Source organism: Mycobacterium sp. UM_CSW (assembly GCF_000455205.1).
Classification (GTDB): Bacteria; Actinomycetota; Actinomycetes; order Mycobacteriales; family Mycobacteriaceae; genus Mycobacterium.
This window is the reverse complement of the sequence record NZ_AUWQ01000073.1, coordinates 1-25,367: the sequence shown is the minus strand read 5'-3', so window position 1 is coordinate 25,367 and position 25,367 is coordinate 1. Positions and strand designations below refer to the sequence as shown.

At 66.6% G+C, this 25,367-nt stretch carries 18 protein-coding genes, 1 tRNA gene and 2 pseudogenes; 8 read left to right on the top strand and 13 right to left on the bottom strand.

Features of this window, described 5'->3' with window-relative positions:
• Positions 1-394: 394 nt before the first annotated feature.
• Positions 395-1,072, top strand: a complete 678-nt coding sequence (locus tag N415_RS22860) for a sigma-70 family RNA polymerase sigma factor (protein ID WP_081665431.1) — start codon at positions 395-397, stop codon at positions 1,070-1,072.
• A 99-nt stretch (positions 1,073-1,171) separates the two neighbouring features.
• Here the strand turns inward: N415_RS22860 and N415_RS22855 are convergent, their stop codons facing one another.
• The 7 genes and pseudogenes from N415_RS22855 to N415_RS22830 all read right to left on the bottom strand — a co-directional run bounded on the left by N415_RS22855 (position 1,172) and on the right by N415_RS22830 (position 12,743).
• The gene (locus N415_RS22855) at positions 1,172-1,843 is read right to left on the bottom strand and encodes a nitroreductase family protein (protein WP_068187004.1); all 672 of its coding nucleotides are present in this window, start codon (positions 1,841-1,843) and stop codon (positions 1,172-1,174) included.
• A 13-nt stretch (positions 1,844-1,856) separates the two neighbouring features.
• Positions 1,857-2,510 carry an HD domain-containing protein gene (locus N415_RS22850; RefSeq protein ID WP_068186999.1) on the bottom strand — a complete coding sequence of 218 codons (654 nt, stop codon included), beginning with the start codon at positions 2,508-2,510 and terminating at the stop codon, positions 1,857-1,859.
• Positions 2,511-2,624: 114 nt separating this feature from the next.
• Complete coding sequence (locus N415_RS22845) at positions 2,625-5,411, bottom strand: LuxR family transcriptional regulator (protein WP_068186997.1); 2,787 nt, start codon at positions 5,409-5,411, stop codon at positions 2,625-2,627.
• A 225-nt stretch (positions 5,412-5,636) separates the two neighbouring features.
• Positions 5,637-8,381, bottom strand: coding sequence for a LuxR family transcriptional regulator (locus N415_RS22840; protein ID WP_081665430.1), 2,745 nt, complete (start codon positions 8,379-8,381; stop codon positions 5,637-5,639).
• Between the two features lie 107 nt (positions 8,382-8,488).
• Positions 8,489-11,236, bottom strand: a complete 2,748-nt coding sequence (locus N415_RS22835; RefSeq protein WP_081665429.1) for a helix-turn-helix transcriptional regulator — start codon at positions 11,234-11,236, stop codon at positions 8,489-8,491.
• A gap of 186 nt (positions 11,237-11,422) precedes the next feature.
• A pseudogene (locus N415_RS32415) lies at positions 11,423-11,515 on the bottom strand (excalibur calcium-binding domain-containing protein); the annotation flags it as partial.
• 487 nt (positions 11,516-12,002) lie between these two features.
• A complete protein-coding gene (locus N415_RS22830; protein WP_068186995.1) occupies positions 12,003-12,743 on the bottom strand; it encodes an SDR family oxidoreductase in 741 nt (246 codons plus the stop codon).
• Positions 12,744-12,773: 30 nt separating this feature from the next.
• Here N415_RS22830 and N415_RS22825 point away from each other — a divergent pair, with 30 nt between their 5' ends.
• Positions 12,774-13,025 (top strand): hypothetical protein, encoded by a 252-nt coding sequence (locus tag N415_RS22825; RefSeq protein WP_239645668.1) that lies wholly within the window; start codon positions 12,774-12,776, stop codon positions 13,023-13,025.
• A gap of 6 nt (positions 13,026-13,031) precedes the next feature.
• On the opposite strand, the gene N415_RS22820 is transcribed toward N415_RS22825, so the two are convergent.
• The 4 genes from N415_RS22820 to N415_RS22805 form a co-directional block, all read right to left on the bottom strand.
• A complete protein-coding gene (locus N415_RS22820; protein ID WP_068186990.1) occupies positions 13,032-13,802 on the bottom strand; it encodes an IclR family transcriptional regulator in 771 nt (256 codons plus the stop codon).
• Between the two features lie 90 nt (positions 13,803-13,892).
• A complete protein-coding gene (gcl, locus tag N415_RS22815) occupies positions 13,893-15,659 on the bottom strand; it encodes a glyoxylate carboligase (RefSeq protein ID WP_068186988.1) in 1,767 nt (588 codons plus the stop codon).
• A gap of 4 nt (positions 15,660-15,663) precedes the next feature.
• Positions 15,664-16,548, bottom strand: coding sequence for a 2-hydroxy-3-oxopropionate reductase (locus tag N415_RS22810; protein ID WP_068186985.1), 885 nt, complete (start codon positions 16,546-16,548; stop codon positions 15,664-15,666).
• Positions 16,545-17,405 (bottom strand): TIM barrel protein, encoded by an 861-nt coding sequence (locus N415_RS22805; protein ID WP_068186983.1) that lies wholly within the window; start codon positions 17,403-17,405, stop codon positions 16,545-16,547. Before N415_RS22805 ends, N415_RS22810 begins: the two co-directional genes overlap by 4 nt.
• A 251-nt stretch (positions 17,406-17,656) precedes the next feature.
• Here N415_RS22805 and N415_RS22800 point away from each other — a divergent pair, with 251 nt between their 5' ends.
• From N415_RS22800 to N415_RS22780, 5 genes are all read left to right on the top strand, one after another.
• Positions 17,657-19,027, top strand: coding sequence for an FAD-linked oxidase C-terminal domain-containing protein (locus N415_RS22800; protein ID WP_068186982.1), 1,371 nt, complete (start codon positions 17,657-17,659; stop codon positions 19,025-19,027).
• Entirely contained in the window at positions 19,028-20,716 is a 1,689-nt protein-coding gene (locus N415_RS22795; protein WP_068186981.1) for an L-lactate permease, read from the top strand.
• On the top strand, positions 20,716-21,861 hold the full coding sequence (locus N415_RS22790) for a glycerate kinase (RefSeq protein ID WP_068186980.1): 1,146 nt from the start codon (positions 20,716-20,718) through the stop codon (positions 21,859-21,861). Before N415_RS22795 ends, N415_RS22790 begins: the two co-directional genes overlap by 1 nt.
• The gene (locus tag N415_RS22785; RefSeq protein WP_068186979.1) at positions 21,854-22,465 is read left to right on the top strand and encodes a DsbA family protein; all 612 of its coding nucleotides are present in this window, start codon (positions 21,854-21,856) and stop codon (positions 22,463-22,465) included. Before N415_RS22790 ends, N415_RS22785 begins: the two co-directional genes overlap by 8 nt.
• Positions 22,466-22,530: 65 nt before the next feature.
• Positions 22,531-22,607, top strand: a tRNA-Met gene (locus N415_RS22780).
• Between the two features lie 45 nt (positions 22,608-22,652).
• On the opposite strand, the gene N415_RS22775 is transcribed toward N415_RS22780, so the two are convergent.
• Both N415_RS22775 and N415_RS22770 read right to left on the bottom strand, forming a co-directional pair.
• Complete coding sequence (locus tag N415_RS22775) at positions 22,653-23,837, bottom strand: IS481 family transposase (RefSeq protein ID WP_068186977.1); 1,185 nt, start codon at positions 23,835-23,837, stop codon at positions 22,653-22,655.
• A gap of 694 nt (positions 23,838-24,531) precedes the next feature.
• Positions 24,532-25,122 carry a TetR/AcrR family transcriptional regulator gene (locus N415_RS22770; protein ID WP_068186975.1) on the bottom strand — a complete coding sequence of 197 codons (591 nt, stop codon included), beginning with the start codon at positions 25,120-25,122 and terminating at the stop codon, positions 24,532-24,534.
• 101 nt (positions 25,123-25,223) lie between these two features.
• Between N415_RS22770 and N415_RS32900 the strand changes: the two are divergent.
• A pseudogene (locus N415_RS32900) lies at positions 25,224-25,367 on the top strand (DUF1772 domain-containing protein); the annotation flags it as partial.

Sequence of the window (25,367 nt, the reverse complement as noted above, 5' to 3'; positions counted from 1 at the left end):
AGTTGACCTCGGGCGGTAGGGTCGCGTAATCCATTGCTAGGCGCCGTATCTATGCCTTAGATGGGGCGTCATGGGCGGCGGAGGAACTGGCCCACGATTCCGGGAGAGCCGGGTGACGGGATTGGGACCGAAGCAGGCATAATAGGCCATCCCTACGGCCGCCGCAGGCAGTCGGATCATCGCTTCACCCCCATTGGCACCGGACGTTCTTCGCTTCCAACGAAAACAACGTCCGCGCCGGCTGAAACGGGGTCACTTCCGACGAAGATGATGTGGCAGGCGCGTAATCATCACCCTGTTGTCCTTAACAATCACCCGTGGGGCGATTGTGGTCAGGCTGTGCCGAGACCAGAGTGGATAGCACAGAGTTCCACCGACGCACGGAGATTGGCTCATGGACGACGAACCGATCGACACCATTGCCGCTAAGGCCCTACTTGTGAGCCCACCACGAAGCGAGGGTGACGCGACCGCGGGTCGCAACTCCATCGGGTCTTGCAATAGCGGAGCAACCACCCTCGATATCCGTTTTCAGCGCGAAGTTCTTCCGTTCTCGGACAAGCTCTTTACGTCGGCGTTGCGACTGACCCGCAGCACTCAGGACGCCGAAGACCTTGTCCAGGAGACGATGTTGAGGGCGTACGCCGGCTTTCGCTCGTTCCAAGACGGCTCGAACCTCAATGCTTGGCTGTACCGCATCATGCACAACACGGTGATCAATCTGCACCGCAAGCGGAAATGTCGGCCGGCTGAACTGTTGACTGACGACTTCGTCGATCGCCAGCTAGCCAACAATGTGCTACGTGCGCCGACCGCCGAGGGGTCTGCCGAAGCCGCCGCGCTGGCGTCGCTGCCGGATGCCGAAATCAAGGCCGCTTTAACGGCGCTACGAGAAGACTGCCGCATGACCGTTTATTACTCGGACGTGGAGGGCTTCTCCAACAAGGAGATTGCGAGCATGATGAACTGTTCGGTCGGCACGGTCGTGTCACGGCTGCACCGAGGACGCAAACGCCTGCGTGTAGCGCTGCTTGGTGTCGCTCAGCAACGCGGGTTGTGCAAAGCGGCCTAGCGTGGACTCCTCGGTGTGCGCTAGCGCATTAAACCTTCGGCGACGTGACCGCTTTGGGTAGACCGGCGGCGTATGTGCGGTGCGGCATCGTGATGCCGTTCACGGGGCTTCCGCGCCCGGTTGCCATAGCGGCTCGGGCACCGTCATCCCGAACGGTTGACCCCACCGCTTCCTGCTACTCACCTCGTGGATGGGGTGCCGGTCGGCCGCCAGCCCCCAGCGTCCACGCGGGTAGCCGAAGGCGAGCATCGCCGTCATCGCCCACCCGGCCTCGGCCGGAACCTCGAGAAGCCGCATCACCCGGTCGGACTCGTAGCGCAGAACGGTGGTGATGACGCCGCCAATGCCTTGGGCGTGAGCCGCGAGCAGCGCGCTCCAGATCGCCGGGTAGATGTTGGCGCCGTTGTGATCGTCGATGGCGAATACGAACAGTAGCAACGGGATCTCTTCGAAATGCGCAGTAAAATAGTCTCCGGATGCCTTGATTCGGATGAGGCTGGCGGCGTGGGCCTGCGGGTCGTGGATCGTGGTCGCCAACTGGTCAGTCGCGATGTCGGCGTATTCACGGTCACGACACTGCCGATATATGACGGCTAGGCGACTCTTGGTCGCGTGGTCATCGACAGCCAAGAAATGCCAACGTTGGGCGTTTCCCCCGTTGGGGGCGCGGATGGCGGCATCGATGATCTGTGCTTGTGTATGAATCGGTATCGGATCAGGCCTGAGTCGACGCATCATCCTCGTGGTGTACAGCGCCTCCAACACGTCCATGTCCGGTCGCAGACTACTCGGGCCAACTGCTGCCGAGGATGATCTCCACGAAGTCGTCACGGACAAAGGACGGTTCGTAATGAGCGAGCACGTCTGCATTCATCGTCCCGAAGGTGGTGCGCGGACGATGCTTCATCCCATCCGTAAACGACCGCAAGATTTGACGTTTGAAGTCGGGCCGTGGATGGGCCGCGGTGACCGTCGCGACGGCTTCCGTAGGCAGGTCACCGCGACCGATGCCCAGCACATCGGTCTCGACACCTGCGGTTACAAGCGCGATTTCCGGGTCGAGAAACTGCGGCACACCGGGCGTCGTATGCAACGCGATGGCGAGCCATACCCTGCGGGCGTCAGGCGCATTCACGCCATGCTGGAGGAGGAAATCCCGTGCGGCGTTCGCGCCGTCGACCTCGAAACGCAAGTTGGACGATGTGGGGTAGGGGCCGGTGAGCCCGAGGTCGTGGAACATGGCCCCGACGTAAAGCAGTTCTAGGTTCGGTCGCAGACCGAGCCGTCGGCCGTGTAGTGCCCCGAACAAATAGACGCGGCGGGAATGCTGAAACAACAGGTCATCTTCGGCGGCCCGAACGATCTTGGTCGCTTCGCGCACCAGTGCCGTCTGGGGGATCGGAACGCCGGCAACAGAGTCGGGCAGATCACTACTCATTGAGCCACTCCCGTTGTGTCGAAGTGTATTCCCACTGTGCTGCACGGATCGTAGGCGTAACTATCACCCGAGGGATGAGATCTAAGGACTCAACGGGTGATAGGTGCCCTTCAACTACGCGACCCGGTGAGGCGGAATGGTCGCGGGCGAAGCGCAACCGGAGGTCGCCTGGGCGCGATCGCTGATCATTTCCGCAAGCTGCAACCGCGAGTTGATTCCGAGCTTGCTAAATGCGTTGCTCACATGGGATTTGACGGTGTGTGTCGACAGATGCAGTTGTTCGGCGACGACGGCGTTCGTCGCGCCGGTCGCGATCAGGTTGGCGACCCGGAGTTCGGCGTCAGTGAGACAGTCCCAACCCGCCTTCTGGTTATTAGGGATACTGATTCGCCGTCTCACCCCCAACTGGCGCAATCGCCGGCCCACCCGACGGGCATCTTCGGTGGCATGCGACTCAAGATACGTGTCGAATGCGATGGTGAATTGATCGATGGCCCCGGCGTTGTTGCCGGCGTGTGAGAGTTCGGCCCCGGCGTCCTCGGCCGCGGAGGCGGAAAGCAAGGGCCGGGACGCGCGCAGCGCGACAGCGGCCTCGGTCAGCGCCAAAGCATTACGCTCGAAAATCCCACAGACGTAGCGCTTCATCGCGGCGAAGAGGGCCACCTCGGCACTTTCGCGCTCGAGCAGCTCCACGCTACGGAGCACACGGGCCCGCATACCGGCATCGCTGGCCGCGGCCGCCACCCGCGTGGCCAAGACCAGCTGCTCGAAATGGTTCGGCCACAACGGATTGAAGACTTGACCGGTGTCGGGGCTGAGCCAGCGCACCGCCTGGTACAGGTCGCCGCACTGCCACGCCCCCAGGGCGAGGATGTACGCCGCCCCCCTGTTGACAAGGGTGGTCCCGCCGGGGTTGGCGGCGCGGGCGGCGCCCATCGCCGCCTGGAGCAGGTTGCGGTCACCGGTGCGGGCCGCCACTTCGGCGAGGATCAGCCAGCGGCCGAGGCTCATCTCGCTCTGGACGCCCCACCGCTGCTCTGGTACCGACTCGAGTGTCTTGCGCGCGGTCGACAGACGCCCGGCCGTCAAATCCAGTGTCGCGCGCATCATCGTCCACAGCGTGGTGGCCAACTCGTTGCGTTCGCGGCGTGCCGCCGCGTGTCCATCGGCTACCACCGCAGCAGCTTCGTCGGTGCGACCCATGACGATCAGCAGATTCGTCCGGTGAATCTCCGGCAGGGCGAAGGCGGAAGTCGCGGCGTCGTGGTGCGCCGTCGGGTCCAGCCGGTCGATGCGTTGCAAGGCTTCGCGGGCGTAGCCGTTGACGCAGTCAATTACGGCGCGGGATATCTCACAGATGTTGAGGGCTTCTCGGTCGCCGGTCGCCTCGGCTGCCGTGACGGCATCAGCGATGACCGACTCGTCGAGACACGTGCCGCTGACTGCGTGGTTACATGCCAGCCATGCGGAGTGCCGGGCCCGGGTGACCTCGCTGATGTTGGCGATCCGCAGGGCGCGGCGGTGCTCGGCAACCCGTTCCTCCAACGAGTCAGCGGCCGCCGGCAGGCGAAGGCGGGCCTGCGCCTCCTCTTCGGGCGACAACTGCGAGAGCATGCCTACGGCCAGTTCTTCGGCCTCACCGAAGCGCGCCGCCCGGTTCAGCAGGCCCACTGTTTCGGTCAGCAGGGCCCCCCGTTGTGAATCATCGGCGGGCAGGAGTTCCAGTGCGCGCTTGCTCAGGTCGGCTGCCGCGCTCTGGTCGCTGCTCGCCATGGACTGCGCGGCCTGGCGCAGGGCGGTGATCGCGGCCTGGTCTCCGACGTCGGCGCTGCGCGCCAGTTGCGCGGCAACCGCTTCGGGGGAGGCGCCCATCTGCAACATCGCCGACGCCGTCTGCCGTTCGATGGCACGACGCAAAGACTGCGGCAACGACTGCCGAGCCGCTTCACGTAGCAACTCGTGACGAAATCCAAGCTTGTCGCCCTCCGCGACGAGCAGGTCCGCTCGTACCGTCTCCTCGATCGCCGAGACCAGTGCCGCGGGCTGCCGTTCCAGCACCCGAGCGAGAAGTGCGGCGCAGAACCGGTCGGGCAACACCGCGGCCACTTGCACTACTTCTCGCGTGGGGTGCGAAAGCGCGTTCAGTCGGTGCCGCATGCTCACGGTCACCCGGTGTGGCAGCGTGTCGCCGGTGACGACCGCGCAGCCGCGGCGGACCTCGATGCGGTTCTCCTCGACGAGACCACCGAGGACTTCGATGACCAGAAACGGGTTACCGTGCGCCTTGTCGGCCATGTTGAGCAGCGAGACCTCGGCGCGGGCCCGCACGGCGTCCTCGACCATGTCTATGACGCCGTCGCGCGGCAATGCCCGTAGCCGCAAGAATGACTGCCTTCGCTCTTTGAGGTCGGTGAGCAGAGACTGCACGGTGGGTCCGCCGGCCCCGATACGGGCGGTGAAAACCCATAGCACCGGCGCGTCGTGCAGTGTCTGCGTTAGCGTCCGCAGCGCGAGGATCGTCGCGTTGTCGGCCCAGTGAATGTCCTCCAACAGAATCATCAGGGGAGTTTCGGCGGCGGCCGCCCGGATTCCGGCATTGAGCTCCTGCACCACCCAGAAGCGCAAGTCGGCCGAACCGCTGAGCCGCTGCAGGGCCTGCGCGTCTCCGACCGGCGGGTCGGCGTGCATCGTCGCCGTTAAGAGGGAAAAGAACGGCATCGTCTGCTGGTATTCGAACGCTTGCCCGCGCAGTATGCGCACCCCCGCGTCCGCCGCTCGCACGGTCAGCTCGGTGGCCAGGCGTGTTTTGCCGATACCCGGTGGCCCCTCGACGACCAAAACGGCGCCACCTCCTTGCACAAGCGACCGCAGCAGGGAGTCGCCGACCTTAAGTTCAGCCATGCGCCCCCGTATTGGGAGTGTGTTCACACGTGAAGCAAGCGCGCTTGTCATGGATTTCAGCATGCTCGCGTCCGTGCGTGCTCCGCATCCGCCAGTGCCTAGTCCGGTGTGGATACTCCAAGCACCCATATACCGCCCGAGCGGCGGGCGCTGGCATCCGCCAGTGCCTAGCTGATGCGGCTCAGTCGGTGCCTAGTAGATGGGGTCAGCGACGGAAATCACTTGTCAATCCAAGAAATCCCCGAGCTGACTGCGCGAGGAGATGCCGAGCTTTGTAAACACTTTCCGCAGGTGATATTGGACTGTCTTGGTGCTGATGAACAGGCGACCGCCGATCTCGGGATTGGAGAATCCGTCCCGGGCCATGCGAGCGACCTGGACCTCTTGAGCGGTCAACTGGGCCGACTCGGTCGTCGATGGCGCGCGTTGTCGGCGAGCGGCTTCACCTGAGGTGACTAATTCGCGTGCCGCCCTTCCTGCGAAGGCTTCCATACCCATGGACTCGAACATGTCCCGAGCCATGTGCAGCTGTTCGCGGGCGCGACCGCGACGGCCTTCCCGCCGTAACCATTCGCCATAGATCAGCCGGGCGCGGGCGAGTTCGGTGCGTACACTGCAACAGCCGAAGTGGCCAAGGGCTGCCTGGTACAGGCCGTCGGCCGTGTCTCCCTCGCTCTGCAGGGCGCGGGATCGGGCTTCGACCCCCATGGCCCACGCGGTGCCGCTGGCTTGGGTCATCTCGGTGAGCCAGTCGGTCGCGGTGGCGGCCGTCTGCAGGTCACCATTGCGAACCGCCGCCTCGATGAGTTCCGCCACCGCCCAATTGGCCACACCGGGGTAGCGGAACCTCGGATATTCCTGGTGATATAGGGCTTGCTCAGCAGCGGACTGCGCCTGGGCATAGTCGCCGAGGCCGTTGTGCAAGACGGCTTTCGTCCACTGCGCGACGGCAATCGAGATGCCCTCACCTCGCTGCGGGGCTTCGTTGGCCGTGAGTTCGATGAGCGCCATTGCGTCGGCTTGCCGGCCAAGGAGCGCGGCAAGGCGCATACCGGAGTAGGGCGCAAGGCTGCTGCCGGTCGCATCCGTGACCGTCCGCTGCTCATCGACCAGCATCTCGACGACGGTAAGGTCACCGGTGAACGACAACATCAGAGCACGCGTGCTCAGTGCCAGGGGCAGTTCGGTCAAGGCGCCCGCCTCGCGCACCAGCTCTAGATAGCGACGCGACAGCTTGTCCCAGTTGGTGTCGTCCCATAGGTGCAGAGCCGCCAAGTTGATGAGCCACATCCACCGCAGCTCTTCCTCCGTCGACATCCCGTCGCCGAACCCGACCAGAGCCCTTCGCAACGCGGGCACGCCCGCCGGATACCCCTCGACGAAGTTGCTCGCCAAGCCGTCGAGGAGGTAATCCGGCGAGAGAGCGGCGCGGCGGGGCGGGGGAGCCGTGGCCGCCGCCCGAGCGACTGTCAGGATATCTCCGCCTCGACTGGCCAACCGCCCGGCGAAGGCCGCCGCGTTGATCGCGTTGAGATATGTTGCCCGGGCGAACCCCGCGTCGATTGGCTCAAAGCGCTTAGCGGCTTGCAGCAGCAGTAAGGGAGCATCGCCGCCTCTGCTGGTGGCGAAGGCGAGCTGGCCCCGAACCAGATCGACCCGGGCTTGCTTGAATTCGTCCAACGGGTAGGACTCCGCCATGGCCAAGAGCTCGACTGACGCGCCGAATGCACCCGCCTCGAGCTTCCGCTCGGCCGCCGCCAACGCGCGCTCGGCCTGTCGCTCCGGATCGGCTGTCAGCCGCGCGGCTCTCTCCAGAAACGCCGCAGCCGCGGCCAGGCCACCCCGTGCCCGCGCCGTGTCGGCGGATCGAACTAGTTCGGCGGCCAGGTTCTCGTCGGGGCCGGTCGCCGCCTCCGCCAGGTGCCAAACGCGCCGATCGGGATCGCGTGTCGGGTCGGTCACCGCCGCCAGAGCGGCGTGCGCGGCCCGCCGGTCGGCCGGGGATGCCGACCAGTACGCTACCGAGCGAACGAGCGGGTGCCGAAATTGCACGCGTGTCCCCATCTCGGCAAGCCCGGCCTCCGCCGCGGCTGCCGCCGCGGTGACTCCTACGCCCAGCCGCTGAGCCGCGCGCCACACCAGCACGGGGTCACCGGTGGGGTCGGCCGCGGCGACAAGCAACAAGCGGCGCGTTTCGTCAGGAAGTGCCGCGCTGCGACGCCGGAAGGTTTCCTCCACCGCGTCCGATAGGACTGCCGCGGCGGGCAAGCCGAATCCGCCGGCCAGCTCCTGCACGCTCAAGCCTCGAGGCAATTCCAGTAGCGCCAGGGGATTACCCCTCGTTTCGGCGACGATCTGGTCGCGCACCCGGATGTCGAGCGTGCCGGGCAGAACCGTCTGGAGAAGTGCCTTCGCGTCCGCATAAGGCAGCCCGCCGATCATCATATCGGGAAGCCCACGCAATTCCGGCCCTGGCACCCGGGTGCCGAAGACGATTCCCACGGACTCCTCTCCGAGCCGACGGGCGACGAAAGCCATGAGCTGGGCCGAGGAGGCATCAAGCCACTGATGGTCGTCGATGATGCATAGCAGCGGTCGGTCTTCGGCGACGTCGGACAGCAGTCCAAGAACCGCCAAGCCGATGAAGAATGGGTCAGGGGTTGGTCCCTGGCTCATGCCGAACGCGGTTCGCAAGGCTTCTTGTTGTGGCGCCGGCAGGCCAGTTAAACGGCCGAGCATGGGTGCGCACAGCTGATGCAGACCTGCAAACGGCAATTCCATTTCCGACTGGACGCCCGCCGCCCGTGCGATTCGACACTGCGACGCTCGCCTCGCGAGGTACTCAAGTAATGCGGTCTTACCGACGCCGGCTTCTCCGTGCACCACCAGAGCTCGGCTTTGCCCCGCGCGCACCGCTGCCAGCAGCTGGTCGAGCTGCGATCGCTCAAGTCGCCGGCCGCGCAAAGTCACCGATGGACTCCTGGCGGGCCGTATCGACTGAGCAACGCCATCGCAGCAGGGTATCGCAGCTCAGGCAAACAGCGCTTGGTCACGTGAGTGCTGGTGATGGGCGTGGTTCATGTCGGTTGGCGACCCAGGCGGCCGCGATTGCTGGCCAGCGCGTGGGCAAGTTGGTGGCGGGAGCTGATGCCCAGCTTGGTGAAGACGTTTTTCAGATGATATTGAACGGTTCTGGCGCTGATGAAAAGGCGCTCGCCGATTTCGGGGTTGGTTAACCCATCCTTTGCCAGCCATGCCACTTGCGCTTCCTGCGGTGTCAGGTGTGCACTGCTGTCGGTGACAATCTTGTGGGTAATTTGCCCGGCCGCCAGCAATTCTCGCCGCGCCCGCTCGGCGAAACCGCGCATACCCATCGCGTCGAACATGTCGTACGCAGTTTGCAACTGTGCGCGGGCATCGGTGCGGCGGCGGGTTCGGCGCAGCCATTCCCCATAGACCAGGTGGGCACGGGCGAGTTCGGCACGTAACCGTGTGCGGCCGAGCCGCTGCACCGCCTCGCGATACAGCGGCTCCGCGATGTCGTGCGCGCTGAGTAAGGCGCGGGAGCGTGCTTGGATTCCAAGCGCCCAGTCGGTGCCGCTGACAGCCGTCGTCTCGTCAAGCCGCGCGAAAGCCTTTGCCGCGGATTCGCTGTCACCGGTGTGCACGGCGGCTTCGACGAACTCGCTCGCGACCCAACTCGAGACCCCGCCGAACACGTGCTCTTCGGCGGCACGCCGGCATGCGGCGCTGGCTTGACCATAGTCGCCGAGACCATTGTTGAGTACGGCGTTGGCCCATTCGGTGACGAGGAGGCCGATGCCCTCGCCCCGCACGATGGCATCCTTAGTGGCTTGTCCGGCCAGCTCCGCTAACTCGTCCCGGTCGGCGCGGAAAGCCGCGAGTCCGATTGCGCCATAGGGCGACAGGGCGCTGCCGGTTGCCTGTGTGACCATGCGGATTTCGTGCGCCAGAGATTCCGCAGCGTCGAGCTCTCCCGCGAATAAGTGCATCACCGCACGGGAACTAAGCGCGAGCGGCAGCTCGGTCAAAATGCCAGTGGCGCGGGAAAGTTCGACATGGCGGGTGGACAGGACTTCCCAGCTCTCGTCGTCCCAGATGTGTAGCGCAGTGATGCCGACTTGCCAAAGGCAGCGCAGCTGTTCGGGGTGGGATGTTCCGCGCCGAGCTGTGTCGACAGCGCGCCGCAGGGTGGGCAACGCAGCGGTGTTTCCTTCGATGAAGAACGTGGCAAGACCTTGCAGCAAAAGGTCAGAAAGATCCGGGGAAGTCACGCGGGGCAATTGCGCCACCGCCCTTGCGGTATCCAGGACGCCACCGCCGGCGGCTAGCCTTCCGGCGAAGATGGCTGCCGACATCGCCTCCAGGTAGGTTGCGCGCGACAGGGTTCGGTCGATTGACTCGAGCCGCTTCGCCGCCTTGAGCAACAGAGGCGGCGCGTCGCTGCCCCTGCCTGTGACATAAGCCAGTTGTGCCCGAACGAGATCGAGGCGCGCGCGTTGGTGATCGGTGAGGACTCCCTGCTCGGCGGCGGCGAGCAGATCTTTTGCCGTGTCGAACGATCCTGCAAGCGCATTGGCTGACGCAGCCCCGAGCGCCCGGCCGGCGAACAGAGCAGCGTCTGTCGTCAAACTCGTTGAGCGCTCCAGGAACGCGGCCGCGGCCGCTAGGCCGCCGCGTGCTTGTGCGCGGTCGGCCGACCGCTCCAACTCGGCGGCGACCTCCTCATCGGGACCCTCGGCGGCTTCGGCCAAATGCCAAGCTCGCCGGTCGGGATCACTGCCTGGGTCGGTCACTTCTGCCAGCGCTTTATGGACGCGCCGCAATTCCGCCGATCCCGTCGACCGGTAGATGGCCGAGCGCACCAGCGGGTGTCGGAAACGCACGCGGTCCTCGACTTCGATCAGGCCGCCCGAGACGGCCGGTGCTGCTGCGCCACTGCCGATCCCGAGCCGGGCGGCGGCCCGCCACAATAGTGTCGGGTCACCGGTCGGTTCGGCCGCCGCGATCAGTAAGAGTTGGCGTGTCCCTTCAGGCAACGCGGACAGCCGGTGTCGGAAGCTCTCCTCGACGCGACCCGACGGCCTCAACGCGGTGGGCATCCTGAACCCGCCGACCAGCCCCCGTGTACCCAGCCCGTGGGCAAGCTCCATGATGGCCAACGGGTTGCCGTGGCTTTCGGCGAGGAACTGTTGGCGGACACGCTCATCGAGCGGCGTCGTCCAGACTCTGCTCAGCAGTTCCCGTGCGCTGGACTCGGGCAAACCGGTGATTTCTACTGTGGGCAATTCGGCCATCGCCGGAAGCGCGCTTCGGGTTGCCATCACCATGGCAACCGATTCAGCGGCTAGCCGACGTGCGACGAACGCCAGCGCCTGCGCCGACGCGTCATCGAGCCACTGGACATCGTCGATCAGGCAGACAACGGGTTGGTCGTCGACGGCTTCGGCGAACAAGCTCAGTACGGCAATGCCGATCAGGAGTCGGTCAGGTACGGGGCCCTGGGTCAGGCCGAAGGCAACGCGTAGCGCATCGCGCTGGTTGACGGGCAAATTGTCGAGCCGGTTGAGGAGCGGTCGGCATAGTTGGTACAGCGCGGCGTGCGCGAGCTCCATTTCGGATTCCACTCCGGCGGCGCGAACGACGCTGCAATCGCGCGCCCGGGCGGCTAGGTAGTCCAACAGCGCGGACTTGCCGACACCAGGCTCGCCGCGGAGTACCAGCACCGCACTGTGGCCCGATCGGACGGTAGCCAGCACGTCATCTAGCTGGACGCGTTCGGCGTCCCGATCAATCAGACTCATGTCACGGCGGTGGTGTGGAGATTGGCCATCATGCTCCCCTTATGCGCTTGCGCCTGGTGTGCCCTCCATCGGGTCAGGAACCCCGTCGGGCGAGCGCCGGACCGTTGGAACAAAGCGGCTCGGTAACGCCTGTCATAGCGGCATGGCGATCTGATGGCGCTTGTGCCGAACCGCAACGTCGAGTAGCTATTCGCAGGCTACGCCGTCGTCGTCGCGGTCCAGCGCCGGCCGATAGCCCGGCTGGCCCCGACGGATCGGCGCGGCGCCGGCGACGCGGGCCGCGGCGCAGTTCGGTTAGTCGACGTCCGCAGCGCTCGTTGTTGGTGCCGGCTGGCGGGATATGGTGGTGGGCGCCGAGGCGGGTTGGGCGCCGCCACGATAGCCACTGTGAGTGTCGTTGCGATCAAAGCTGCACGCAGCATATGGAATCCCCCGGGAATGCAGTTGCTATGTGGGATTCAACTCGCTAATGGGGCAGGACGCTAGTGGCTGGAAGTCCCCATTTTCGGGACGGTCGGCCGTCGACACGGCATGGAATTGGGTTGATGACACGGATGAAACCGGGCAAAGTGCCAGCGGGGCTGAGCGGGTGCTTGTCGTCGCGGCCTCAAGGCCGTATCACCGCTGGCCGGTTGGCCGTCGCTTGTGGTGGGACGAGGCCGCCGACGGGTCTGAATTTTCTCGATCGGGCCAACCGTCAGCAAGCCGCTGCCGCCCGCCACCGGGACATTGTTCGACGCGAGCGCATTCGTTCGGTGGTGAGGGGTTACGCACCGGTCGCAAGCTGACCACCGGTAACCTGCAGGATCGCGCCATTCACATAGCTAGCCGCCGGGGAGGCCAGGAAGACGATCGCGTTGGCGATCTCGTCGGCCGCAGCGACCCGACCCAGCACGGTGTAGGCGGCGAAACCATCGGCAAGGCCCGGAGTGGCGGCAGTTCCACGGGTTTGGGTGGGTCCGGCTTGCACCGCGTTCACCCGGACACCTGATCTGCCGAACTCGTCGGCCCAAACACGCGTTAGGAGTTCGATGCCAGCTTTCGTGGCGCCGTAAATGCCCGCGTTGCGTGCCGGGATGGTGGCGGCGACGGTACTGAGGTTTATCACGACGCCCTCACCGCGTTCGGCCATTCCCGGCACCAACTGCTGCACCAGGATATGGGGGGCGCGCAGGTTGAGGTTGACATGCTCGTCGAAGAACGCATCGTCGGTGTCGGTGGTCGCGCCGAACTTATAAATTCCGGCGTTGTTGATCAAGATGTCTACTGGGCGTGCCTCGGCGGCCAGCCGGCGCACGTCGTCAGCGTCGGCGAGGTTGGCAGCGATGAAGCATGCCTTGCCGCCGGCACTTTGGATCTCCTGCTGTACTTGGGCGCCACGTTGGGCGCTGCGCCCATGAACTAGGACCTCAGCGCCTAACTGACCGAGTTGCAGTGCGACCGCGCGACCAATCCCGGCGGTGGCGCCTGTCACCAATGCGGTCGAGCCTTCAAGTGTTGCTGTCATCGGACCCGCTCCTTAGCCGAGGTACTACGGATGTCGCAAGGAATAACGCAGCGCCACGCCTGTTTGATACGTATCGCGTCCCAGACGGGCCGGCGATTCGAGAATTACTTCCGCGAGCTCGGTGAGCTGCTCGTCGAGCACGCGGATGACCCGCTCGGCAAGGTTCTGCACGAGCTGCCCGAATTCGGTGAGCTGGCAGACAAATACGGGTTGACGTATGGCAATCCGGACTGGATGGACGACATCGCGCGGCGATACGGGCTGAACTCGCCGTCGCACTGAGCCCGCCTACCCGGCGGCCTCCCTGTCGAACTCCGAGGCGATGTCGCGGGCGACCCGCTTCAGCAGGGGAGTGATCTCCGTGGCGGATTTCAGTGTGACCCGTGCCGCGGGGCCCGAGATCGAGATCGCGGTCAACGATGGCGCGTCGGGCACCGGCACGGCGAAGCACCGCACGCCGACTTCCTGCTCACCCTCGTCGACGGCGTAGCCGCGCGAACGGCACAGCTCGATGTCCCGCAGCAGCTCCTTCGGGGTCGTGTGCGAGTTCTCGGTCGAGGCGGGCATCCCGGTCCGCGCCACCAGGGCGCGCACCGCATCGTTGGGCAGCTGCATCAGCAGCGCCTTGCCGACGCCGGTGCAGTGCGGGTAGACGCGCCGGCCCACCTCGGTGAACATCCGCATCGAGTGCGGTGAGGGCACCTGCGCGACGTAGACGGCCATGTCGTTGTCCATCAGCGCCATGTTCGCCGTCTCACCGGTGCGCTCCACCAGCTCCAGCAGATGCTCCCGCGACCACGTGCCGACGAGCTGTGCCGCACTCTCGCCGAGCCGGATCAGCTTGGGCCCCAACGAATAATGCCGGTTGGGCAGCTGCCGCAGGTAACCCATGCCCACCAGGGTGCGCGCGAGCCGGTGGATCGTCGGCGCCGGCAGGTCCGAACGCGCCGCGAGGTCGCCGAGCGCGGCCGACCCGCCCATGGTCGCCAGGATCTCGAGCAGCTCGAACGCCCGCTCCACCGACTGAACGCCGCCCGTACGTACAGCTTCGCGAGCCATCACCGCTTCCGATCCAGCCCCGAGGGCCCGTCATCCCGCCTGCGCTTTTTCGTATCACGGAATTGACGTCGACAGCAAGCAGCGCGTCGGTCAGTCGGAGGGCAGCGTCGCGAGCTCGTTGTGTTCGGTGATGTTGTCGATCTCGGTGCCCATCGCGATGTTGGTGACCCGTTCCAGGAAGACCTCGACGACGACGGGGACCTTGTGTTCGCGCGCGAGCTGTTGCGCCCGGGCCAGAGCCGGGCCGATGCCGGACGGCTCGGTGACCTGAATCGCCTTGCAGCCCAGCCCTTCCACGACGCTGCGGTGGTCGACGCCGTACCCCTTGGGCAGGTCGGTGTCGCCGTCTTCCTGGGCGTTGATGTTGTCGAAGGCCAGCGAGACGCAGTAGTCCATGTCGAAGTTCAGCTGGGCCTGACGGATGAGCCCGAGGTAGGAGTTGTTCACCACCACGTGGACGTACGGCAGGTTGAATTGCGCGCCGACGGCGAGTTCCTCGATCAGGAATTGGAAATCGTAGTCGCCGGACAGGCCGACGACCGTGGCGGTCGGGTCGGCGGTGACCACGCCCAGCGCGGCGGGGACGGTCCAGCCGAGCGGCCCGGCCTGCCCACAGTTGATCCAGTGCCGGGGCTTGAACACGTTGAGGAATTGGCCGCCGGCGATCTGCGACAGCCCGATCGCCGTGACGTAGCGGACGTCGTGGCCGAAGGCGCGGTTCATCTCCTCGTACACGCGCTGCGGCTTGATAGGGACGTCGTCGAAGTGGGTCTTGCGGTGCATGGTCTTCTTGCGGCGTTGGCAGTCACCGACCCAGCCGCTCCAGTCCGGCATCGTGCCCGCGGCGGCCCGCGCCGTCGCGAGCGCGACCAGCAGTTCGAGTGCCGCCTTGGCGTCGGAGACGATGCCGAGGTCGGGCGGAAACACGCGCCCGATCTGGGTGGGCTCGATGTCGATGTGTACGAAGCGGCGGCCGCGCCGGTAGGTGTCGAGCCCGCCGGTGTGGCGGTTGGCCCAGCGGTTTCCAATCCCGAGCACGAAATCGGACTCGAGCATGCTGGCGTTTCCGTAGCGATGCGCGGTCTGCAGCCCGACCATGCCGGCGGCCAGCGGATGGTCGTCGGGGATCGCGCCCCAGCCCATCAGCGTGGGCACCACGGGGACGTTGAGCACCTCGGCCAGTTCGACGAGCAGGTCGCAGGCGTCGGCGTTGATGATGCCACCGCCCGCGACGATGAGCGGGCGTCGCGCCGTCTGCAACATGTCGAGCGCCTTGTTGATCTGCGCGGGGCCGGCGCAGGGTTTGTAGACGGGCAGCGGGGCGTAAGTCGTTGGGTCGAAGTCGATCTCGGCGAGCTGCACGTCGATGGGCAAGTCGATCAGCACCGGCCCGGGCCGGCCCGATCGCATCAGGTGAAACGCCTGGGCGAACGCGCCGGGCACCTGCCCGGGCTCCAGCACCGTCATGGCCATCTTGGTCACCGGTGCCGCGATCGCCGCGATGTCGACGGCCTGGAAGTCCTCCTTGTGCAGCTTGCTTACCGGCGCCTGCCCGGTGATCGCCAGGATCGGGATGGAATCCGCGCTGGCCGAATACAACCCGGTGATCATGTCGGTTCCCGCCGGGCCGGAGGTGCCGACGCAGACGCCGATGTTGCCGGGCGCGGCGCGGGTGTACCCCTCGGCCATGTGGCTGGCGGCCTCGACGTGCCGGGCCAGCACGTGCTTGATGCCGCCGTGGGCGCGCATCGCCGAATAGAACGGGTTGATCGCCGCGCCGGGCAGGCCGAACGCCTGTGTGGCGCCCTCGATCTCGAGAATCCTGACAGCCGCGTCGACCGTGCGCATCCGCGTCATCGGGCTAGCTTTCCCCGCGACCCGACAACCGCTCGACGCCCAGCAGCAGACCCGAGTGATCGAGGCCGCCGTCACCGTTGGCGAGCGCGGACGCCATCAGCTGCGCGACCACCGCACCGAGCGGGATGACGACGTCGGCCTCACGCGCCGCGCTGGTCACGATGCCCATGTCCTTGTGGTGCAGTTCGATCCGGAAGCCCGGATCGAAGTTGCGGGCCAACATCTTCGCGGCCTTCTGGTCCAGCACCGCCGAGCCGGCCAGCCCGCCGCCCAGCACCTTGACCGCCGCGTCGAGGTCCACCCCGTAGGCCCGCAGAAACGTGATCGCCTCGGCGAGGAGTTCGATGTTTCCCGCGACGATCAGTTGGTTGGCGGCCTTGACGGTCTGGCCCGCCCCGTTGGGGCCGACGTGGACGATCGTCTTGCCGACGACTTCCAGGATTGGCTTGGCGTCGGCGAAGTCGCGATCGGTGGCGCCGACCATGATCGACAGCGACGCGTTCTTGGCGCCGGCCTCACCGCCGGATACCGGGGCGTCGATCATGCGCAGGCCCCGTCGCCTTGCCTCCTCAGCCAGCTCCTTGCTGACGTCGGGGCGGATCGAGGAGAAGTCGATCACCAGGGTTTCGGGCTGGGCGTGCGCGAAAACGCCGCCCTCCGAGGACAACACGTCTTGCACGTCGGGGGAGTCGGGGACCATCACGGCCACCACGTCGGCGTCTTTGACCGCCTCTCCGATCGACTCCGCCGCGGCCCCGCCGGCTTCGACCAGCGCGCCGGTGCGCCCCGGCGAACGGTTATAGCCGATGACCGTGTGGCCGGCCCGGGACAGGTGGCATGCCATGGGGCTGCCCATGATGCCCAACCCGATGAAAGCGATGGTGCTCATTGGTTCCTCGTTCCCGCCCGTGCCGCAAGGGATTCGATGTTGAGGCCGCCGCGGCCCCGCTCGGCCGTCGGCAGCCAGTCGAAGGGGTCGGGCCGACTGGGCTTGTATTCCAGGCCGATATACCCGTCATACCCGCGATCGAGCAGTATTCCGACGTACTTGTCGAGCGCGATCTCGCCCGTCCCCGGTTCGCCGCGACCGGGTGCGTCCGCGATCTGGACGTGGCCGACCCGGTCGGCATGCGCATGCAGCGCGGCGGCCAGATCGTCGCCGTTGACGTACAGGTGGTAGAGATCGGCGAGCACGCGCAGGTTTTCGTACCCCGACCGGCTCCGCACGCGCTCGACGACCCGGACCGCGTCCGCCAGGGTCCTGAGGGGGTAGCGGGGCGCGCCGCTGACCGGCTCGATCAGCACCGTCGCGCCGATCCGTTGGGCGGCCTGAGCCGCGTACGCGAGATTCTCGGCCGCGATGTCGTCTTGGACCGCCGCCGAAAAGCCCTCGACGCGGTTTCCGTACAGCGCGTTGAAGGCTCGCGTGCCAAGCGTCTTCGCGATGTCGACGGCGACGTCCACGCTGTCCCGGAACGCGGTCACCGACGCGGGGTCGGACAGGATGCCCCGGTCGCCGGCGGGCATGTCACCGGCCGCGAAGTTCAGCCCGCTCAGCTGAACCCCGGCCTCGCGGATGGCGCGGACGAACGGTTCGACGTCACCGTCCGGCGGTGCCGCCTCGGCGAACGGCCACCAGAATTCCACCGCATCGAAGCCCGCCCGCCGGGCGGCCTCCGGCCGCTTGAGCAGGGGCAGATCGGTGAACAGGATCGAACAGTTCACCGTGTAGGTCGCTGGCGACACGACAATTCCCTCCGATAGTGGTGGTTCCGCAATACGAAATAAAGAAGTCGAAGTACGGAATCAGTGAAGGCCTTCCGCGAGCCGGTTGTCAACCGCCGTGGAGCCGCTTTCTGCGTGACGGCCGGTCAGCCGCGGTGCAGTTGGAGGCAGGACTTACTGACAACCCGGGTTTCCTTTGACAGTCAAACGTGAGCCATGCCACGGTGGCATTCACGAAATAACAATTCCGACATACGAAATGGAACTCGCCAATGACGGCACTGGACGAACGCGGCGGCGACCTGCTCACCAGCATCCCGAGCGTGGCTGTGCTCACCGACCCGGACGTGATCGAGAGCTATCGACAGGACCGGGCCAAAGATCCCGACGCCGGGCACCCGTTAGCGGTGGTGCGGGCCAAGAGCACCGAGGACGTTGTGACGGTGATGCGCTGGGCCACCGCGGCCGGCGTTCCGGTGGTGCCGCGCGGTGCGGGTTCCGGGTTGTCGGGCGGCGCCACGGCGCTCGACGGGGGCATCGTGCTGACCACCGAGCTGATGCGTGCCATCGAGGTCGACCCGGTGACGCGCACGGCGGTGGTGCAGCCCGGGCTCACCAACGCCCAGGTCAAACGGGCGGTGGCCGAGCACGGGTTGTGGTATCCCCCGGACCCGTCGTCCTTCGAATTCTGTTCCATCGGCGGAAACGCCGCGACCAACGCGGGCGGCCTGTGCTGCGTGAAGTACGGCGTCACAACCGATTACATTCTCGGGCTCGAAGTGGTCCTCGCCGACGGAACCGTCGTGCGCCTCGGCGGGCCGCGCCTCAAGGACTCGGCCGGCCTGTCGTTGACCAAGCTGTTCGTGGGAAGCGAGGGCACGCTCGGCGTCATCACCGAGCTGACCCTGCGGCTGCTGCCCCCGCAGCCGCCGGCCAGCACCGTGGTGGCCTCGTTCTCGTCGGTGCGCGACGCCACGGAAGCGGTCTGCAACATCACCCGCGTCATGCGGCCCGCGATGCTCGAGTTCATGGACCACACCACGATCGCCGCGGTCGAAAGCCATTTCAGGATGGGCCTGGATCTCGGTGCCCGCGCGATGCTCATCGCACAGTCCGACTCACCCGGCGACCGCGAGAGCGAAATGGCCTTCATCGCACAGGTATTCACGCACGCCAACGCGACGGACGTCTTCGCCACCGACAACCCGGACGAGGGCGAGGCATTCACCGCCGCGCGGCGGTTCGCCATCCCGGCCGTCGAGCGCCTCGGCGACCTGCTGCTCGAGGACGTCGGCGTGCCACTGCCGGCGCTACCCGCGCTGGTCGAAGGCATCGAGGCCATCGCCAAGGAGCGCGACATCGTCTGCGCGGTCATCGCGCACGCCGGCGACGGCAACACCCACCCGCTGATCGTGCACGACGCGAGCGATCCCGACCAGTCGCGCCGCGCGCACCTCGCCTTCGGCGAAATCATGCACCTCGCACTCGAACTCGGCGGCACCATCACCGGCGAGCACGGGGTGGGGCGGCTCAAAAAGGCCTGGCTGCCGGATCAGGTGGGCCCCGACGTGATGGAACTGACCCGCCGCATCAAGCGGGCCCTCGACCCGCAGAACATCCTCAACCCCGGGGTGGTGATCTAGATGTTTCAACCCGACTTCACCCCCGTCGCGCATTCCCTCGGCTGGAGCGCCGCCGTCGCCGCGCTGCCATTGGTCATCATGTTCGTCCTGCTCGGCGGCCTTCGGGTGCGCGCGCCCATCGCCGCGGCCGTCGGCGTCGGCACCGCGGCCCTGATCGCGTGGGGCGTCTATCACATGCCCGTCGCACAGGTCGCCGACTCGGCCGTGCTCGGGTTCGCCTACGGCATGTTCCCCATTATGTGGTTGGTGCTCAACGCGATCTGGATCTACAACCTGACCGTCCAGACCGGCCATCGCGACGTGCTGTGCAGGTCCATGGCGTCGATCTCCCCGGACCACCGGATCCAGGCCGTCATCGTCGCGTTCTGCTTCGGCGCGCTGATCGAGGGCCTGGCCGGCTTTGGCACCCCGGTGGCGATCACGTCGCTGATGCTGGTCGCGCTGCGCTTCTCGCCGCTGAAGGCCGCCTCGGTGGCGCTGGTGGCCAACACCGCGCCGGTGGCGTTCGCCTCCTTGGGAATTCCGATCGTCGCGCTGTCGGGGGTCACCGGTCTGCCGCTGGACACGCTCGGCGCCATGGTCGGTCGGCAAACGCCGATCCTGGCCTGCATCGTGCCGTTCATCCTGATATCCATGGTCGACGGCCGCAATGGCCTCAAACAGGCTTGGCCGGCGGCCGCCATGGGCGGCGGCGTCTACGCGATCGTCCAATTCCTTTGCTCCAACTTCTTTTCCGTGGAGCTCACCGACATCGCCGGATCGATCATCAGCGCCGGCTCCATCGTGTTGTTGCTGCGGGTCTGGCGTCCGAAGGCTCCACTGACCGGCGCGCCGGAAGAGGCGGCGGTAACACACGAAACGGAAAGCGCAACAGCGGCATTGGGCCGCCTGGATGGCGCGGTGCTGACCGCTCCCGCCGCGAGCGGGGTGCGCGACCAGGTCGTCGACTCCCGCAAGGACGTCCTGCTGGCCTACGCGCCGTACGTCATGGTAACGGCGATCTTCTCGCTATCGATGTGGAAGCCGTTCACCGCCCTGCTCAAGCACGGCGGCACCAGCATCGCCTGGCCCGGCCTGCACGTCGCCAACGCCGCCCACAAGGCCTCCCCGCTGACCACCTACAAGCTCGACTTCCTTTCCGCCGCCGGCACTTTGCTTTTCGTCAGCGGACTGCTCACCATGCTCGTGCTACGGACTTCGGTGGGCCAGGCGGTCCGGGCATACGCGCAGGCGGCGATCCAATTGCGCAGCGCCGCACTCACCGTCGGGCTGGTGCTGGCGCTCGCGTACCTGTTGAACCTGTCCGGCGAGACCACCACGCTGGGCCTGTGGATCGCCGGCGCCGGCGGCCTGCTCGGGATCGTCGCCCCGATCATCGGCTGGCTCGGGGTCACCGTCACCGGATCGGACACCTCCTCCAACTCGCTCTTCGGGGTGCTGCAGGTCAGCGCCGCGCACGCGGCCGGGCTGAGCCCGACCCTGCTGGCGGCGGCCAACTCGTCGGGCGGCGTGATCGGGAAGATGCTCTCGCCGCAGAGCCTGGTCATCGCGACCGCCGCGGTGCAGATGAAGGGCAAAGAGGGGGACCTGTTCCGCACGGTGTTCAAGTGGAGCCTGCTGCTGCTGGCGCTGATGTGTGTGCTGGTGTACCTGCAAAGCACCCCGTGGCTCGGCTGGATGGTCGTTTGATGGGCGGCCACATCGTCCTGGCGCCCGACAAATTCAAGGGATCGTTGCGCGCGGAGGAAGCCGCGCGGGCGATGGCGCAGGGCGTGTGGCGAGCCGATCCGCAGGCGACCACCCTCACCTGCCCCGTCGCCGACGGCGGCGAGGGCACCCTCGACGCCGTGCTGGCCGCCGGATACCAGCGCATGCACGCCTACGTCACGGGGCCAACCGGCGCCGGCGTGCACGCCGCCTACGCCCGGACCGGCACGCGGGCGGTCATCGAGATGGCCGACGTCTGCGGCCTGCAGCGGCTCCCATCGGGGTCGCCCGCGCCGATGACGGCCACCACCTACGGGTTGGGCAGCGTGATCGCTCTGGCGCTGGACGAAGGCTGCCGCGACATCGTCATCACCGTCGGGGGCAGCGCCAGCACCGACGGCGGCGCCGGCATGCTGGTCGGGCTGGGCGCGAAAATCCTTGACCACCATGGCAATCCGATCCCGCCCGGCGGCCGCGGCCTGGCACAGGCCGATCGGCTCGACCTGAGCGGGTTGCATCCGGCCATCGGCGAGAGCGTCTTCACACTGGCCGCCGATGTGGACAGCCCGCTGTGCGGACCGCACGGCGCGGCGATCGTCTACGGACCCCAGAAGGGCGCCCACAGCGACCAGATTGCGGCGCTCGAGCGCGGTCTTTCCCGCTGGGCCGACCTCGTCGACCGCGCGACCGGCACCGACTGCCGCAATCGGCCCGGGGCCGGCGCCGCGGGCGGCGTCGGTTTCGCGGCGCTGTCGGTGCTGGGCGCGCGCATGCGGCCCGGCATCGACATGATCCTCGAACTCATCGAGCTGGACCGAAACCTGGTGGGCGCCAAAGTGGTAGTGACGGGGGAGGGGTCCCTGGACGTCCAGTCGCTGCGTGGCAAGGCGCCCGTCGGGGTATCCCGATGCGCGCATCGGCACGGCGTGCCGACGTTCGCCATCGCGGGGGTTTCGACCCTGACCAGTGCCCAGGCCCGCGCGGCGGGGTTCGCCGCCGTCCGCACCCTCAACGAATTCGAGCCGGATCTGCGGCGCTGCGCCACGCACGCCGCAAGCTTGCTCAGCCAGGCCACCGAAGCGCTTATCCGGGAATGCACGCCGCGCCAGGGAGGAAACCATGACTGAGTACTACTACGACGAACGCACCGTGCTGCACTGGTACGACTTCGCGTGCCCGTTCTCCTATGTCGGGCAGCACCGGACCGCCATCCTCGCCGAGGCCGGATTCGACGTCGTCCTGCTGCCATTCCAGGCGCACCCCGGCATGCCGCCCGGCGGGCTGCCGATGCGGCACGGCCACGGGCCGAGGTACGCGACCATCGAGCGGCAGGCCCGGGCGGTGCGGATGCCGTTGCGCTGGCCCTCGCGGATACCGCACAGCCGCAGGGCTTTGGCGGCCGCCGAGTGGGCGCGGCTCAACCAGCCCGGCGCCTTCGCCGAACTGCACCGCCTGCTGTTCGACGCGCACTTCGTTTTCGGGGAGAACATCGACGACCAGGCCGTCATCGACCGGCACGCCTTGGCGGCGGGCGTCGATGTCGGCCGGATGCGTGCCGCCCTGGCCGACGGCAGCGCGGTGGCCGCCGTCGGGCAGGCCGAGTGGGTCGCGCGGCACCGCGGCGTCGACGGCACACCGGCCTGGCTGGTCGACGGGCGTTTGATGATCGGCCTGCAGCCGGTGCGCGACTTCGTGCATTGCGGCAACCTGCCGACCCGCGTGCACCGCTGAGAATGGCCTGGTCAGCCCGCGATTTGGCCGCCGCGACGCACGTTCGGTAACCTGTCATTTACCGACGCGGGGTGGAGCAGCTCGGTAGCTCGCTGGGCTCATAACCCAGAGGTCGCAGGTTCGAATCCTGTCCCCGCTACCATGTGATGTCTCAGGACATCGGAATAGGTCTGAACCTGCGTTAGGTTCAGGCCTTTTTCCGTGTGGGGCCTTTGGGGGCGCCGGTGGGTTGGTAGTCCTTTGTGGGGTCGAGGGTTAGCTCGCGTAGGAGTTGGCCGGTGGCGGCGTGGATGATTCTGATGTGTAGGTCCTGGATGAGGACTAGGACGCGGGTGCCGGTGTAGGTTCGTCCGACGCCGATGTGGTGGAGGCGTCCGGCGAGGCGCACGGTGATGACGCCGGCTTGGTCGATGCGGTCGCGGCGGACGCGGTTGTGGGTGTCGGTGCGGGTTGCTGGGTCGGCTTTGGGTCGAGTGGTGTAGGCGGTGGCGGGGGTGGCGTGCTGGGGCAGGGCGCGGTGGGGTCGGCGGTGGTTGTAGGCGTCGACGAATGCGTCGAGCTGGGTTTGTAGTTCGGCGATGGTGGTGGCGCGAGGTTGGCGGGTGAGCCACTTTTTGAGGGTTTGGTGGAAGCGCTCGACCTTGCCGCAGGTGGTGGGGTGGTTGGGGGTGGAGTTGATCTGGGTGACGCTGAGGCGGCGTAGTTCGTTTTCTAGCCCGTTGCGCCCACCTTTGCCGCCGGAGAGCCGGGTGGTGAAGACCATGCCGTTGTCGGTCAACGTTGAGGCCGGAATGCCGTGGATGGCAATGGCTTTGCGGAATTCGGTCAGGACGATGGGGCCGGTGACGCGGCGATGGGCGGTGACGGAGATCGCGTAGCGGGCGTGGTCATCGATCCAGCACAGGATTTCGGTGTGGGTGTGGTCGGCCAGCCACCAGTGGGTGAAGTCGGCTTGCCAGCGTTCGTTGGGTTGTTCGGCGGCGAAGCGGATGTAGGAGGATTTGGGGCGGCGCTGCGGTGTGGGTGTGACGAGGCCGGCGGCCCGGAGATGGCGGTGGATGGAGTTGACTGCCACGACTAAACCGTGGTGATGGCGAAGGTGCCAGGCGATCGTGTGCGGCCCGTGGTCGAGGCCTTTGCTGGCCAGTGTCTGGCGTAGTTCGACGATCAGGTCGATGGTCGTCTGCGGTAGCCGGGTGGGGCTGGTGTGTGGGCGCCGCGAACGCGGTGTGAACGCGCTCTCTCCCTCAAGGTGGTAGCGCTTGACCAACCGGCTAATCCAGGACTGGGAGACCCCATAGTCGCGGGCAACCTCAGATTGGCTGCGGCCCTCGACGATGACGGCGGTGATGACCAGGCGAGCCTTCGACACCCACCGACAGTCGCGCGACGACCTATTCGGATGTCTTGAGACACGCTATGCGCATCTCCTGGAACCACACACTGTCCCCGCTACCAGCGGAAATGGCTCCCGGATGGCTTTCCGGGAGCCATTTTTCATGTCTCAGGACATCGGAATAGGTCTGCACCTGCGTTAGGTTCGGGCCTTTTTCCGTGTGGGGCGGGGCTCACTGGTCACTTGCCGGCACTGCCCTACGGCAGAATCCCCGCGACGCGACACTGAGCCTGAACCGCTTCAGCGTGGGCGTCATGTTGCGCGTAGACGGCGCGACACCAGTCACGCGCGGCGGTACCACATGCGTGTTGGAGTGCGCCGCCCATCGAACTCGCGAACGTGACATTCACGCAGCCATCACCCGATCGGTCGTACGGGTCCAACGAGTGGTCGGTCAAAACCCATGCTGTCGAGCCGGCGGCAATAGCCCCGACGAAAACGACCACCGCTATCCGCATCGCACGGCGTTCGCCAGGTGTGAGCGGGTCGGTCGGTGGGGTCTTGCCTCTGTTGACCGTCGGTGGCTCCTTCGAGCGCGAAATCGATCGTTCCACAATAAACGGATTCCTTGGCCTCGCCATAGTGGCGCTGAGGGGCTCGCGTACTCAGGCAGCGTGGCTGACTGTCACGCCAGCAGCCTTCTCCCGGATGGCCTGCCGGGAGCCATTTTTCATGCCGTCGTTTCTCGTCTGCCGATGAACTCGTCGACGAGCAGCTGCAAACGCTCCGCCTCGTACTCGGGGCGCAGACGTCCGGTCCGGCCGAGGGTGACCAGCCCGTGCAGCGCGGCCCAGAAAACCTCGGTGAGCGTGTCGGCGTCCTGATCACCGGCGACCAGCGCGACCGCCCGGCGCAACGCTTCGAAGGCCGCAATCAGCTGGGGCGGCGTGTCCTGCGCGGCGAAGCGCAGGGTGGTCGCGCGGGTGAACATCGCGTCGTAGACCGCCGGGTTGTCGCGCGCGAAATCCAGATAGGCGCGGGCGATCCGGGTCAGGGTGTCGCCGGGCGCGTCGGTCTCGGAATGCGCGGCCCGGACCGCGTCGGCGAGCTCGGCGAACCCGTCGAGCGCGACGGCGTCGGCGATCTGTTCCATACCGGCGAAGTGCTTGTACAACACCGGCTGGCTGTACTCGATCTCGGTGGACAGCCGCCGCGTGGTGACGGCATCCCAGCCCTCGGCCTCGGCCAGCCTGCGCGCGGTTCCGACGATCAGCCGGCGGCGCGCGGCCCGATCGCGCTCACGACGCTCCTCGATGGGCATGCGCTCAAAGATATCACGGCTAGAAAAACTAGCAATGCTATTGACGTGCCGTCGACGATGGGTTAGCGTTGCTAACACTTACGGATGAGGGGAGTTACGACATGGTTCTGCACGACGTCACCCGGGCCGCCGCGCTGATCGCGGTGCTGGGCACCGCCGTGGTCTACGGCACCGACGTTTTCTGCGCGATGGTGATGCGACCGGCCCTGGCGTCGGTCGACGACGCGGCCCTGGTCGCCGTCATG

Excerpts from the sequence above, each read along its gene's own strand:
- N415_RS22860 (WP_081665431.1), top strand. The coding sequence starts at position 395 with ATGGACGACGAACCGATCGACACCATTGCCGCTAAGGCCCTACTTGTG.
- N415_RS22855 (WP_068187004.1), bottom strand. The coding sequence starts at position 1,843 with ATGGACGTGTTGGAGGCGCTGTACACCACGAGGATGATGCGTCGACTC.
- N415_RS22850 (WP_068186999.1), bottom strand. The coding sequence starts at position 2,510 with ATGAGTAGTGATCTGCCCGACTCTGTTGCCGGCGTTCCGATCCCCCAG.
- N415_RS22845 (WP_068186997.1), bottom strand. The coding sequence starts at position 5,411 with ATGGCTGAACTTAAGGTCGGCGACTCCCTGCTGCGGTCGCTTGTGCAA.
- N415_RS22835 (WP_081665429.1), bottom strand. The coding sequence starts at position 11,236 with ATGAGTCTGATTGATCGGGACGCCGAACGCGTCCAGCTAGATGACGTG.
- N415_RS22830 (WP_068186995.1), bottom strand. The coding sequence starts at position 12,743 with ATGACAGCAACACTTGAAGGCTCGACCGCATTGGTGACAGGCGCCACC.
- N415_RS22825 (WP_239645668.1), top strand. The coding sequence starts at position 12,774 with ATGTCGCAAGGAATAACGCAGCGCCACGCCTGTTTGATACGTATCGCG.
- N415_RS22820 (WP_068186990.1), bottom strand. The coding sequence starts at position 13,802 with ATGGCTCGCGAAGCTGTACGTACGGGCGGCGTTCAGTCGGTGGAGCGG.
- gcl (WP_068186988.1), bottom strand. The coding sequence starts at position 15,659 with ATGACGCGGATGCGCACGGTCGACGCGGCTGTCAGGATTCTCGAGATC.
- N415_RS22810 (WP_068186985.1), bottom strand. The coding sequence starts at position 16,548 with ATGAGCACCATCGCTTTCATCGGGTTGGGCATCATGGGCAGCCCCATG.
- N415_RS22800 (WP_068186982.1), top strand. The coding sequence starts at position 17,657 with ATGACGGCACTGGACGAACGCGGCGGCGACCTGCTCACCAGCATCCCG.
- N415_RS22795 (WP_068186981.1), top strand. The coding sequence starts at position 19,028 with ATGTTTCAACCCGACTTCACCCCCGTCGCGCATTCCCTCGGCTGGAGC.
- N415_RS22790 (WP_068186980.1), top strand. The coding sequence starts at position 20,716 with ATGGGCGGCCACATCGTCCTGGCGCCCGACAAATTCAAGGGATCGTTG.
- N415_RS22785 (WP_068186979.1), top strand. The coding sequence starts at position 21,854 with ATGACTGAGTACTACTACGACGAACGCACCGTGCTGCACTGGTACGAC.
- N415_RS22770 (WP_068186975.1), bottom strand. The coding sequence starts at position 25,122 with ATGCCCATCGAGGAGCGTCGTGAGCGCGATCGGGCCGCGCGCCGCCGG.